This window comes from Mucilaginibacter sp. (assembly GCF_025362475.1).
GTDB lineage: Bacteria > Bacteroidota > Bacteroidia > Sphingobacteriales > Sphingobacteriaceae > Mucilaginibacter.
The window spans coordinates 27,987-41,691 of sequence record NZ_JANYGH010000037.1 but is presented as its reverse complement, the minus strand read 5'-3'; the positions used below and the strand labels follow the sequence as shown (position 1 = coordinate 41,691).

Sequence of the window (13,705 nt, the reverse complement as noted above, 5' to 3'; positions counted from 1 at the left end):
AGTAATGATTTTACATTTGGATTAATGGAAGCCTCCTGTATAAGTTATAAAGAAACCGGATTTTTTTCGCCCACAGTTATTGATTATATCGGGAACCGGGCCGATCTTCAACCGTTTTATGGCTACCGGCCCGATATGGCCGGCTTTGCCGAACTGTTGAAAAACAAAAAAGCTATTGCCGATCGTGAGATATTGTTTCGCGTGCTATCAAAACAGTACGCACATAATGAACCGTATCCATCGGTAGTAAAACACAACCTTGATCTGCTTAAAGAAGATAGTACTTATACTATCACCACCGGTCACCAGCTTAATATTTTTGCAGGTCCGCTATATTTCCTTTACAAAATTGCTACCGCTATTAAACTGGCACAGCAGTTAAAAGCCGCCCATCCTGATAAAAATTTTGTACCCGTTTACTGGATGGCCAGTGAAGACCATGACTTTGCCGAGATCAACTACACCAACATTGGCGGTAAAAAAGTACATTGGTGGTACGAGGCCTCGGGCGCTACCGGGCGGATAAACCCCGATACCATGCGCCAGGCTCTTAACCAGTACAAAGGAGTATTGGGCATGGAGGGCCATGCCACAGAAGTTGCAGAAATTGTAGAAACCGCATATACAAAATTTGATAAACTGGCCGATGCCACCCGTTATTTGGTAAATGCTCTTTTTGGCCAATACGGATTGGTTATTATTGATGCCGACGACCACGAGTTTAAGAAGCAGTTTGCCCCTATTATGGAGCAGGATATCATTAATCAAAACAGCTTTAAAAATATAACTGCCACCAACGAGCAATTGCAAAAGCTGGGGGTACATATCCAAGTTAATCCGCGCGAGATTAACTTTTTTTACCTGAAAGATAACCTGCGCGAACGTGTAGTTTTTGAACAGGAAAGCTACCAGGTAATGAATACCGAAATTAGCTTTACCGAAGCAGAACTGAAAGAAGAAATTGCCAATTACCCGGAGCGCTTTAGCCCCAATGTAGTGATGCGCCCTCTTTACCAGGAATGCATTTTACCAAACATTGCTTACATAGGTGGCGGTGCCGAAGTGGTTTACTGGCTGGAATTAAAATCAAACTTTGATTTTTATAAGGTAGATTTCCCTATACTGATCCTGCGTAATTCTGCATTGGTGGTGCGTAAAGAACAAGCTGCCAAAATTGAACGCATGGATCTGGATACAGCAGCCCTGTTTAAACAAGATGATGAGCTTAAAACCGACTGGATAAAAAAACATAGCAACCACAACCTGAGTTTGGAAGGTGAATGGCGTGAAATGGCTTCAATTTTTGAAAAGATTAAACTTAGGTCATATAAAATAGACCCTACCCTATCGCCATCTGCATCAGCCGTACAGGCAAGGTTAAAGCACGCTGTTGATAACCTGGAAAAGAAATTAATAAAAGCCGAAAAACGTAATTACGAGGTTAGGCTGGAGCAATTATCAGCCGTAAAAGCCGAGCTATTCCCCAAAGATAGTCTGCAGGAACGTACAGAAAATTTTGGATTGATGTATGTAAAATGGGGGCAATCATTCATCGATGAACTGATCCGTCACTTCGAGCCACTTGATTTTGAGTTTACAGTGCTCACAGAAAAATAATATTACTTAAAGTCGTGCTGAGCGATGAAATTTCGGGAAACGCTGAAAGAAAAATGACGTTTTAAAAGTTTGTCATCCTGAACGATAGTGAAGGATCTATTCGCAGACTTTACAGGGCGAAGAAGCATGGCGAATAATAGATCCTTCACTATCGTTCAGGATGACAAAAAGTTTTTTTTCAAAACACGCCAACTTATTTCGGCATCCCACAGGTCACTATTCAAATGTGCTGTTCTTTAAGGAAAATCAACCTCTTTGCTTTCAACAAAAAACCCGGCGTTCACCGGGTTTTTGTATTTCATTATTTCTTTGTCCAAACGTTATTGTCCGGGTTGTAATCCGGTAATACTTTGTCCGGGTCATAGGTAACAGATTCAATTTCTTCTGTTGATGGATATTTGAATGTCCAGGTAGCATTACGTTCCCAAACTTCAACAGGCAATTTCATCCTATCTGTTTTACCGCTTTTGGTTTTTATTTCCAATATAACCGGCATTGCCATTTTTCCAAGGTTATCAATAGTGATCATAGCGCCTTTTGTAGCGTCGTTATCAACATATTTAACATCACTTACGGCAACATCCAAACGCCAGTCATTCTGGAACCATCCCCTCCAAAACCATTGTAAACTTTCGCCTGAGGCATTTTCAATAGTGCGGAAGAAATCATCTGGTGTTGGATGTTTAAATGCCCAACGGTTGATGTAAGTTTTAAAAGCAAAATCAAAACGCTCAGGGCCTAAGATCTGCTCGCGAAGCAAAACAAGACCAGCACTTGGTTTTGAATATAATAAAGTACCTGTATTTTTTTCTTTAAGATTGGCTGGCTGGCTCATCATTGGCTCAAGATCAGGTCTTGTAAAATTAGCGCCAATTTTGTGCATATCACCAGGTTTGCGGTTGTACTCTCCGTTGTTAAAATCAGCTGTTGAAAGTGTATTGATAAAAGTGTTAAAACCTTCATCCATCCAGCCATATAGACGCTCATTTGATCCTACGATCATCGGGAACCAGGTATGGCCAAACTCATGGTCGTTAACGCCCCACAAACCACCTTTTTTTGCTTTATATCCGCAAAAAACAATACCAGGGTATTCCATACCACCAACTATACCGGCAACGGCTGTAGCAGCAGGGTAAGGAAACTCAAACCATTTTGATGAATTGTATTCAATTGATTTTTTAACATACTCAGTTGAACGTGCCCAGGCATCAGTACCGTCACTTTCAATAGGGTAAGCAGAAATAGCGATTGATTTTTTACCGCTTGGCAAATCCATCTTAGCTGCATCAACAATAAATGCCGCAGATGAAGCCCAGGAAGCGTCCCTTGCATTTTTAATTTTAAAGTGCCAGGTAAGGGTTGATTTACCTGCCGGGCGCGATGAAGCTTCGGTAACCTCAGCTGCAGAGCGGATCACTACCGTTTTTTCGCTTTGCGCGGCCTGTGCCCAACGTTTTTGCTGTGCTGGGGTATATACTTCTGTTGGGTTCAGTAACTCGCCAGATGCCACTACAATATGGTTTGACGGTGCAGTGATGCTTAAGTCAAAATCACCATATTCCAGGTAAAATTCACCCGGACCGGTATATGGCTGCGTGTTCCATCCTAATATCTCGTCATACACACACATGCGTGGGTACCATTGTGCAACGGTATAGATCTTTCCATTTTTAGATGCTTTATCATCAAGGTAACCCATACGGTCTGATCCGTAATTTGGAGATACAAATGAGTACTCAATTTTTAGTTTTGCAACGCCTCCGTTAGCAGTTACCTGTTTAGGTAAAAAAACCTGCATTCGGGTATCGCTAATCAAAAATTTAATATCGGTCGAAATGCCTTTGGCATCTACGTATTTTACAGATTTAATTTTATAACCTGCCTCAAACGCTTCACCACGGCCCCAGTTACGACTACCTGTAGGTGGTACTATCGCGGTACCGCGTGAATCTAACTTAAACAGGTTTTGATCAAGCTGCATCCATAAAAAGCCCAGGTTTTGCGGACTGTTATTGGTATAAGTTAAAACTTCCGATCCGGTAATTTCATTACTTTGATCATTCAAGGTAGCGGCTAAAGTATAATCAGCACGGTTTTGCCAGTATTTAGGGCCCGGCTGACCGTCGGCCGCGCGGAACTCTGTTCCATTTTTAGTGTAGAAAGGGGGGCCGAAAGTTTCGTGATAATTGTAATCAGAAGCCGGGGAGGTTGTTGGTGCTGGAGTTGCGGTTTGCTGCGCGTTACCTGCCGTAAATGCAAGCACACAGGCCATGCTTAAACCGGCCATCAGTTTTAAATTCATTTCAGTCAATTTTTTAGAATACAAAGCAAGTATACTAAAAAAACCGTTTTTACTACCCTAGTAAAATGATTGTTACGCGAATATTAAGGATTGAGTTAATGATTCGCCGCTTTAACGAGTAAAGTTATAAAACACTATTAATCAGGTAGATTTAATTGATTTTGAATAATTTATCATTTCTTCAAAAAGTGCTCTTCATACACCTTTTCATCAAAGCCGAAAAACAGGAAGCCATTGTCTTCAATAACCGGTCTTTTGATCATGCTGGTTTTTTGTTGCAGTAATTTTAAAGCATCCGCATTGGTTTTCACGCTTTCTTTTACTTCAGGATCAAGCTGTTTCCAGGTGAGGCCCTGTTTATTTATAAATTTCTCGTAGCCTGCTTTGCCATCCCATTCCTGCAACTTTTCTGTGCTTACGCCCAGCTTTTTAAAATCCTGGAAATCGTAATCAACATGATTAGCCTTCAGCCAGTCGAGCGCCTTTTTTACTGTATTGCAATTGGTAATTCCGTAAACTTTCATGCCGCAAATCTACTGATTTGTGGAACTACTTTTACCCCCACCTTTGGTGTCATCGTTATTTATGCCGCGCTGGTTCTTTTTAATATCGCTGCTAAGCTTACCAAATTTGTAGTTAACCCTGATAGCAAAATTGCGATAAGGGTTTTGGTAAACCGATGATTGTGAAAAAGCGGGCGTATTGGTGTATGATTTATATATGCGGTATTTACTGTAGGGATTGTTTGCTACCAATGATATGGTAAGTGTTTTTTTAAGAAACTCTTTGCCTACTACATATGATGAAAATATGCCATGCCCGTTTTTACCCTGCAGGGTTACATCGCCGCTAAAATACCCGGCATCAATACCAAAACGGTAGCCGCTATCAAACTTATAAGCGAGGTTGGCAAAGGCATTACCCGTATATCCATCATTTTTGTAAAATTGCCCATTATAAGTTCCCTTTAACCAAACATGTGTTAAACGGGCATTTAAATTGATAGTGAACCTTTTGGTAATAGAATAATTGGTGTTGATATTTAAACCCAGGCTACGGTTACTGCCCAGGTTTTGATAAGTAGTGGTAGTAACCGTGTCGCGCTTGCCATTTGCCGTACTATCAATACTTATGCTGGTTACATTTTGTATGGCATTGTTTGAAAACGCATAGCTTAAACTCGCATTAATGGAACCTTTTGAAAAATTACTATACGTAAGCTCAAACGTATTATTAAGCTCAGGACTTAGGTCGGGATTACCGGTATTAAGAAATTTAGGGTTCGATCTATCAATAAACGGATTCAGCTGGTATATTCCAGGGCGTTGAATACGTTGTGTAAAGCCCAAACTGATGCTACTGCTTTTTAAGCTTCTTTGAATTGAAACTGAAGGGATCAGGTTATTGTATCCTTTATCAAGGAGTGTTCCCGAAAAATCGGCGCTCACCTGTGTATGCTCCAATCTTAAACCACCTTTACCAGTCCACTTGCTGAATTTTAATTGGTATGAGTTATATACGCTGTAAACATTTTGCTGATAATCAAACACGTTAGTCTGACCCGTATTAACTAAATAATCATTAGTAACCGAGTCGCGGTCTTCGCGCCTGAAATCGCTGAAGTTTTTGCGGAGGATGGCTTTTGCACCGGTTTCAATGCTGATAGTTTTAAGCGGGTAAGCATAATCTAACTGAAGGGTATGCTCTTTATTACCGGCCTTGTTATACTGCCTGAAATCGGGCTGTATCTGCTGACCATAATTAACCCTGTCTGTAAATACGTTATCGGCAAACTGGGTGCCTGGTGAATAACTATATTTATAAGACAGGGTAAGCAATTCGTCTTTATGCTTTTTAAAACCTATCTGGTAATTAAGGGCCGCATCAAATCCCCGGTCATGATTATAGCCATCGGTTAACTGGTGGTAGCCTTGTGTTAAAGCCGCGTTCCGGTTAGTTTGGGCCGATATGAGGTCATTGTCCTGTACAAACTCTCCCTGGAAAATTTCAACAGAGCCGGTGAGCAGGTTAAGGGAATCTATCTCGTAGCTTAGCTCAAAATCGCCGTAACGATAATTGCCACCAAATGTACCTGTGCCTTTTTGTAATATGGTGGTATTTTGAGCAAACTGATTCTGTGTGTTGGTAAAGTAATTATTATTTAAGTTTTGATGCCCAAAACCGGCATAACCTGCCAGGCCAAACTTACCCTGTTTTACTGTTCCGTTTAGATTAAACCCGGGTCCCCAGATGCTGTTATAGCGCGAATTGATGCTGCCGTTATAACCCTGGTCGGCATTTTTTTTGGTGATGATATTGATGATACCTGATAAGCCTTCCGCATCATATTTAGCCGGTGGTGTGGTGATCACCTCTATCTTTTCGATATTGGTGGCCGGCATAGATTTTAACACATCCGAAGGATTTTTGGCCATCAAAGCCGATTCCTTTCCGTTGATCAATATTTTATAATTCCCGCTTCCCTTTAGTTTGATTTTATCATCACCATCAACAGAGAGCAAAGGAACCTTACGCATCATATCCAAAGCTGATATCGCTTTACTCTCCGGGTCGGCCTGTACGTCATAGCTCAGACGATCAACCTCCTGTTTCATCACGGGCCTTACGGCAGTAATGCTTACTTCGTTCAGTTGCTTGCTGGAAGCCGACATGTAAATTTTACCTGCATCAAATACGGTTCCTCCATGTTTTACAGGTAAGACTTTAGAAGCAAGACCTATGGAAGCAACAGCTAACTGGTAGGTTTTGCCATCAGGCGCATTCAGCTCAAAGCTGCCATCATTTTTGGTAAGTGTGCTTTTTACTGATGCCTTTGTACCGGCATCCTGCAACATAACGGTAACATAACCTAATGGCTTATTAACGGCAGAGTCGATAACTACGCCTTTAATAGTTACGTTGGCTGTATTTGGTGCTTGTGCTATTGCCAGTATAGAGATATAACAGCAAATTAAGGTTAGTAAAAAATGTTTCATTCATAAGGCATTTAGGTAATAAGACGCTACAAGATACGCCGTCGTTGCAAAAACCGGAAAGTATTTAACATTTTTTAACTAATCACTTAGTTTACAGTAGAAAAGAATTACTTATTGAACCTGGTCATGGTTAATTCGGTACCAATAGTGGCGAAACTTTTAATCATTTCAATAGAACGGTCTATTAAAGCGGGTAGTTCTGGCTTTTCATCATCATCAAAGCCACTTAATACGTAATCAACCTGGCGGCCTTTGGGGAAATTATCGCCAACGCCAAAGCGTAAGCGCGCATAATTATTGTGCCCAACGGTAGCTTCAATGTGCTTCAACCCATTGTGACCGGCGGCACTGCCTTTGGGTTTTAAACGCAAAGTACCTAATGGTAAAGCAATATCATCCACGATCACCAAAACATTCTCCAACGGAATCTTCAAATCCTGCATCCAGTGGTTCATTGCCTTGCCGCTCAGGTTCATATAGGTTGTTGGTTTTATTAAATGCAGCGTACGACCTTTAAATGATACCTCACTATAATACGCCAGGCGCATGTGGTAAAACTTAGCCCCTTCCTGCTTAGCTAATTCATCCAACACCATAAACCCTATGTTATGCCGGGTATCAGCATACTCCGGCCCTATATTTCCTAAACCAACAATTAGATATTTCATTTTTTGCGGAGCAAAGATTTTGGGAGCAAAGATAAAGGATTTATGGATTTAGGACTTTTTAGATTAAGGATAAAAGATTTATAGATCAAAGTAACTGCATTACAGTGTAAGAAGACAATTATGAAGCAATAGTATTTGAAAATGCTTTGATTTGCTTTTGCAGGGATTGAACCCGATTAATCAAATTTTGATACTCGGCATCTGTAGTTAAGTTACATTGTTCGGCAATGATTAATTGGGTTTCCAATTCAAATGCCGAACCAAGGCTCATTGATAAAAAATGACTAAAATCCTTAGTTGACTTTCTTGCCGAACCCTCTGCGATATTTGATGGAATGGAAACTGCTGCTCTATATAATTGACTCGAAATACCAAATCTATGCTCACTTGAAAATTTCTGCGTTAGCACATAAATATCCTTTGTCAATTCAACAGAATCAATCCAAATCCTTAACTGCCTAAAGTTATGCATCTACGTACCTGATTAATAAATTTCATAGGATATCTCTTGTTAACCAATCAAAAATCCTTGCTCCTTGATCCAAAAATCTTTTGTCAAAAAAAAACGCGATGGGCGTAAGCCTATCGCGTTTTTTTTTATCAGGGTAAATTATTTTTTACCTGAAGCAGCTTCCTGCTCAGCCTGACGTAATGCACGTGAAGTAGTAACTGATACGATAGTATCTTCTACAGCATTGGTGATAATCAATGTTTCCAGTTTCAAATCTGAAACCTTAACTGATTTACCAACTTCAAGGCTTTCGATGCTTACTTCAATAGCATCTAAATGATCTTTAGGTAATGCTTTGATGCGCAGTTTCCTTAGTTTTTGAACTAATTTACCACCCACTTTAACACCTGGAGAAGTTCCGGTTAATTTAACAGGGATCTCGATAGTGATAGGCTTTTTCTCGTCAAGCAACAAAAAGTCTATGTGGATAAGTTGTTCAGTTAAAGGGTGAAACTGCATATCTTTAATAATAGCCTGTGATTTAACACCAGCAACATCAAGATCGATGAAATGAACAACCGGAGTGTAAACTACGGCTCTCAAATCAGCTGCGGACACTGAAAAGTGGGTTTGAGTTGGCCCACCGTAAAGTACTGCAGGCACTAAGCCCTGGTAACGCAGTTCTTTAGCGTCTCTTTTCCCTACGTTCTCTCTTGGAGAACCGCTAATAGCAATTGATTTCATTGTTTTTTATTTTATTTATTAATTAAGTCCACGGTTTATCACCATGGATTTGCTTTTATTCTTTCAATGTACGTTCATTGCCCTGGACTATCGACCATAGACTATGGACATTCTAATTAATCTACCTTAAACAACTGGCTTATTGAGCCATGCTCGTTTACGTTGATTATTGCCTTCGCAAAAAGCTCGGCAGTTGATAATACCCTTATTTTAGGGCTTTGGTGTTTCAATGGTATGGTATCGGTCACTATCAATTCGGTTAAAGCCGAATTTTCAATAGTTTCATATGCTTTACCTGATAATACCGGGTGTGTACAAACCGCGCGTACACTACGTGCACCACGCTCCATGATCAGGCCTGCTGCTTTAGCCAATGTACCGGCAGTATCGCAAATATCATCTATAAGCACAATATCCTGATCGGTTACATCACCTATCAGTGTCATGGACTCAATTTCATTAGCACGTTTACGGCGTTTATCGCAAATAACCACTTCGGCATTAAAAAACTTAGCGAAACTGCGCGCCCTGTATGAGCCACCCATATCCGGCGAAGCAATGGTTAAATTACCTAAGCCCAGGCTTTTTATATACGGCACAAAAATGATTGATGCATCAAGGTGATCAACAGGGATATCAAAAAAACCCTGTATCTGTGCCGCGTGCAAATCCATAGTCATAATACGGTCAATGCCTGCTGCAACCAATAAATTGGCAACCAGCTTTGCACTTATGGCAACACGGGGTTTATCTTTCCTATCCTGTCTTGCCAAACCAAAGTAAGGGATAACCGCGTTTACATAATGAGCCGATGCACGACGGGCGGCATCAATCATCATCAGTAACTCCATCAGGTTATCAGTAGGTTGGTGGGTAGATTGGATAAGGAACACATCGCATCCCCTAACAGATTCATTAAAATGTGGTTGAAATTCACCATCACTAAAACGCGAGAGCACTACATCGCCAAGATCGCGGCCGTAAGCTTCAGCAATTTTTTGCGCCAACTCTTTTGAGCCTGAACCTGCAAATAATTTAACCGGATTAAATTGTAAGGGCATTTCTTCTTGATTTTGAATTTCGGATGTTTGATTTCGGATTAAGTTAATTTCAATTCTTTACCATTATGGTAAGCTTTAACTACTTCGTTAGTAACCTCCTAAAACACAATTCGGATTTCAATTTTCTAAACCGGAGTAAATCCGAAATTAAAAAATCGAAATCCGAAATCTTAATGTTGCCCGACCAGGATTCGAACCTAGACAAACGGTACCAAAAACCGTCGTACTACCATTATACTATCAGGCAATCTCCTTTGGTTTGTTTTTACTCTCCGAAAAGGAATGCAAATATAAGACGATTTTTTAACTCTCAAAATAGAATTTTAAAAAAGTATGTATATCGCTGTTTTACAGCGCAAAATGCGTTAAAAAGTGTTAATAAGGCGGTTTTGGTTTCAGCATCGTGATAGTTTTTCTTACTTTCGGCTATATAAAACCTTTTTCTATCGAAAATATCCTGACATGAACTACAATAAGATCAACAATATTTTTGGCTGGATAGCCTTTGTTATCGCTACTTTAACCTACATTTTAACGCTTGAACCATCATCCAGCTTTTGGGATTGCGGCGAATTTATTGCCTGTATCTTTCGTTTGCAGGTAGCCCACCAGCCCGGAGCACCATTGTTCACCATGATAGGCAAAGTGTTTACGCTGCTATCTATGGGCGATAATACCAAAGTAGCCTACTGGGCTAATATGGCATCGGCAATTGCCAGCGGGGCAACTATTATGTTCTTGTTTTGGACGGTAACCTCCCTTGCCAAAAAGATGCTGGTTAAAAAAGCCGAAGATATTAACCCCACCCATTTGATCATTATAATAGGCTCGGGACTGGTTGGCGCTTTAGCTTATGCCTGGTCTGATACCTTCTGGTTTTCGGCAGTTGAGTCTGAAGTTTACGCACAATCATCCTTGTGTACAGCCATTGTTTTTTGGGCCATATTAAAATGGGAAGCCCACGCCGATGAACCCCATGCTAACAGATGGATTGTATTTATTGCTTATATCATGGGCCTATCAATAGGTATTCACCTTTTAAACCTGTTGGTAATACCGGCTATAGCATTGGTAATTTATTTCCGTAAGGCAAAAAACATTACCACACAAGGCACTTTACTATCGTTTTTTGCAGGTATTGTATCGGTAGCTTTTGTGTTATGGGGAGTTATACAGTTTACTGTAAAGGGAGCAGCCTTCTCCGATCTGTTTTTTGTAAATACCCTGGGAATGAGCTTCGGCAGCGGTGCTGTTCTGTTTTTTGTTTTGCTTGTAGCAACCATTGTATCGGGAATATATTATACCATTAAGCAATCAAATACAGCAATCATCGCCTGTGCCATTTGCTTTATCCTGGCACTTGGAATTAGCGCCAGTTATTTGGGCGCTATAGTGGGCATCTTAGTTTTACTACTGCTGGAGTATGTGGTTAAAATACGCGAAAAACGTTTCGCCCTTAATAGCTTTTTTGTTTGCCTGCTCTTTATCCTGTTTGGTTATAGCTCATTTGTAATGATTGTGGTAAGGGCAAAAGCCGATCCCAACTTAAATAACAGCGATCCACAGGATGCGTTTGCACTTAACGGCTATTTAAACCGCGATCAGTATGGCGATACGCCATTGCTTTACGGCCAGTTTTTTGACTCAACACCAACAGACCAAACCGAGGGCGCAACAATTTACCGCAGGGGTAAAACCAAATATGAAATTGCCGGTAAAAAGCTAACCACCATTTATGATCGCAACACCATATTTCCGCGGATGTTTAGCGATAAGGCTGGTCATCCACAGTTTTACCGTGCCTGGAGTAAATTAGCCGATGGCGAAAAGCCCACTTTTGCAACCAACCTGGGCTTTTTTGGCACCTGGCAGGTTAACCAAATGTATACCCGTTATTTCCTTTGGAACTTTGTTGGTCGTACCAATGACCTGGATGGCCAAACCAGCAACAGTGCCGCCGATGGTAACTGGATAAGCGGCTGGAACTTTAACAAACAATTGCCCGATGCGGTTACCAAAAGCAAAAGTTATAACCGCTTATTCTTTCTGCCCCTTATCATAGGCCTGGCAGGCTTGTTCTTTCATTTTAAACGCGACCAGAAGAATGCGGGCGTTGTAGGTGTACTATTCTTTTTTACCGGCTTAGCCATTGTCTTATACCTAAACCAGGATCCGTTGCAGCCACGCGAGCGTGACTATGCCTATGCGGGCTCGTTTTACGCGTTTGCCATTTGGATTGGACTTGGTGTTATGGGAATTGCCGACTTGCTTAGTAAAAAACTAAATGCCAAAACCAGCGGCATTATTGCCACCGTGGTATGTTTATTAGGAGCCCCTGTGTTAATGGCCAACCAGGAATGGGATGATCATAACCGCTCAACCAAGCTTACTCCGCATGATATGGCTTATAATTACCTTAACTCATGTGCGCCTAATGCCATTTTGTTTACCTATGCCGATAATGATACCTACCCCCTATGGTACATTCAAGAGGTTGAAAATGTAAGGCCCGATGTACGTATTGTAAACTTAAGCCTGCTGGGTACCGATTGGTACATCCGCGGGATGAAAAACAAAATGAACCAGTCTGAGCCATTGCCTATCAGCATGCCTTATGATAAATTTAAACCGGGCGTACGTGATGTAATTTATTTTAACGACCAAAAATTACCCGGCTCTGTAGAACTGAAAGAAGTATTTGATTTCATCACATCGGATAATAAAGCTGCGATGACAGAGTATGGCAATGGCGATATGGGTAATTACCTGCCAACCAAGAACTTTAAGTTAACGGTTAATGCTGATGACGTGGTAAAAACTCAAACCGTATCTGCCAGCCAAAAGGACAAAATTACGCCAGAAATGGACTGGACTTTTAATGGTAAATATGTTACTAAGGATGTTTTAGCTATGATGGATATCCTGGCTCACAATAACTGGAAAAGACCAATTTATTTTGCCACAACCGTACCCGATGAAAACCTGATTGGACTTGGTAAATATTTATACAGTGAAGGCTTTGCAAATCGTTTGCTTCCATTAAAGCCGGATACCACCGCGGGCCAGGCCGAAGTTACCAATACACCGGTAATGTATCACAACATGATGACGCAATATAAATGGGGTAACATGAAAAATGCCAGTTATCTTGATCATGAGTCAAACACCATGTTTTATCCTTTAATTTCAAGGCTTTATTCAACCCTTGCCGATAACCTGCTTAAAGAGGGACATCCTGATATGGCAAGAAATGTCTTCAAAAAATATGATGAGGTTATGCCTGATAACATTCCAAATACTGAGATAGCCATACGTAAGTATTATTTGATAGAGACAGCTTACCGCGTTGGCGAAGTACAGCTGGGAAATAAACTGGCAAACCTGGTTGATGATTACGTAACCAACCTGTTAGCTTATAATTACACGCTTTTGCAAAGTGGCGAAGTAAGTATTGACAGCCGCGATATTCAATACTCCATGTCTATGTTAAATGGTTTAACCGAGTATACCAAAAACTATAAACAAACAGATCTTAATACCAAATTCAGCGCACAGCTTAGAGATTATGAGAAAAAGCTGGGAATGGGCTCGAAATAGTAATGGCCGTTGAGAATCAAGAGGCAAGAGTCATGAATTAAGACTCTTGCCTTTTTTGTGACAAATCCCCACCTTTAGAGTTTCACTAAATTTTTCAACTACCCATGACGTGTTTGTTTCATACCAGGCAATCGGCTCTGTATGCTGGCAATGACTCACCCCGCCGGTCCGCCCTTCGCGGACGGCGACCCTCTCTTCGGCTTCGCCGGAAAGTGTCAAAAAAGTTAATTCTAAGTTTCAACTCCCTCTTTCCAACGAAGTTGAAG

At 40.9% G+C, this 13,705-nt stretch carries 9 protein-coding genes and 1 tRNA gene; 2 read left to right on the top strand and 8 right to left on the bottom strand.

Features of this window, described 5'->3' with window-relative positions:
• Window positions 1-24 precede the first annotated feature (24 nt).
• A complete protein-coding gene (gene bshC / locus Q0R88_RS12985; protein ID WP_295716699.1) occupies window positions 25-1,617 on the top strand; it encodes a bacillithiol biosynthesis cysteine-adding enzyme BshC in 1,593 nt (530 codons plus the stop codon).
• Window positions 1,618-1,918: 301 nt separating this feature from the next.
• Here the strand turns inward: bshC and Q0R88_RS12980 are convergent, their stop codons facing one another.
• The 8 genes from Q0R88_RS12980 to Q0R88_RS12945 form a co-directional block, all read right to left on the bottom strand.
• Window positions 1,919-3,922 (bottom strand): M1 family metallopeptidase, encoded by a 2,004-nt coding sequence (locus Q0R88_RS12980; protein WP_295716698.1) that lies wholly within the window; start codon window positions 3,920-3,922, stop codon window positions 1,919-1,921.
• A gap of 173 nt (window positions 3,923-4,095) precedes the next feature.
• On the bottom strand, window positions 4,096-4,446 hold the full coding sequence (locus Q0R88_RS12975; RefSeq protein WP_295716696.1) for a Spx/MgsR family RNA polymerase-binding regulatory protein: 351 nt from the start codon (window positions 4,444-4,446) through the stop codon (window positions 4,096-4,098).
• 9 nt (window positions 4,447-4,455) lie between these two features.
• Window positions 4,456-6,918, bottom strand: a complete 2,463-nt coding sequence (locus tag Q0R88_RS12970) for a TonB-dependent receptor (RefSeq protein WP_295716695.1) — start codon at window positions 6,916-6,918, stop codon at window positions 4,456-4,458.
• 107 nt (window positions 6,919-7,025) lie between these two features.
• The gene (pth, locus tag Q0R88_RS12965; RefSeq protein WP_295716694.1) at window positions 7,026-7,586 is read right to left on the bottom strand and encodes an aminoacyl-tRNA hydrolase; all 561 of its coding nucleotides are present in this window, start codon (window positions 7,584-7,586) and stop codon (window positions 7,026-7,028) included.
• A 118-nt stretch (window positions 7,587-7,704) separates the two neighbouring features.
• Window positions 7,705-8,058: a four helix bundle protein gene (locus Q0R88_RS12960; RefSeq protein ID WP_295716692.1), complete on the bottom strand. Its 354-nt coding sequence runs from the start codon at window positions 8,056-8,058 to the stop codon at window positions 7,705-7,707.
• Between the two features lie 138 nt (window positions 8,059-8,196).
• Window positions 8,197-8,781, bottom strand: a complete 585-nt coding sequence (locus Q0R88_RS12955) for a 50S ribosomal protein L25/general stress protein Ctc (RefSeq protein WP_295716690.1) — start codon at window positions 8,779-8,781, stop codon at window positions 8,197-8,199.
• Window positions 8,782-8,897: 116 nt separating this feature from the next.
• On the bottom strand, window positions 8,898-9,842 hold the full coding sequence (locus Q0R88_RS12950) for a ribose-phosphate pyrophosphokinase (protein ID WP_295716689.1): 945 nt from the start codon (window positions 9,840-9,842) through the stop codon (window positions 8,898-8,900).
• A gap of 176 nt (window positions 9,843-10,018) precedes the next feature.
• Window positions 10,019-10,089: transfer RNA gene (locus tag Q0R88_RS12945), tRNA-Gln, on the bottom strand.
• 215 nt (window positions 10,090-10,304) lie between these two features.
• Between Q0R88_RS12945 and Q0R88_RS12940 the strand changes: the two genes are divergently transcribed.
• On the top strand, window positions 10,305-13,439 hold the full coding sequence (locus Q0R88_RS12940) for a DUF2723 domain-containing protein (RefSeq protein WP_295716687.1): 3,135 nt from the start codon (window positions 10,305-10,307) through the stop codon (window positions 13,437-13,439).
• The last annotated feature ends 266 nt before the right edge of the window (window positions 13,440-13,705 follow it).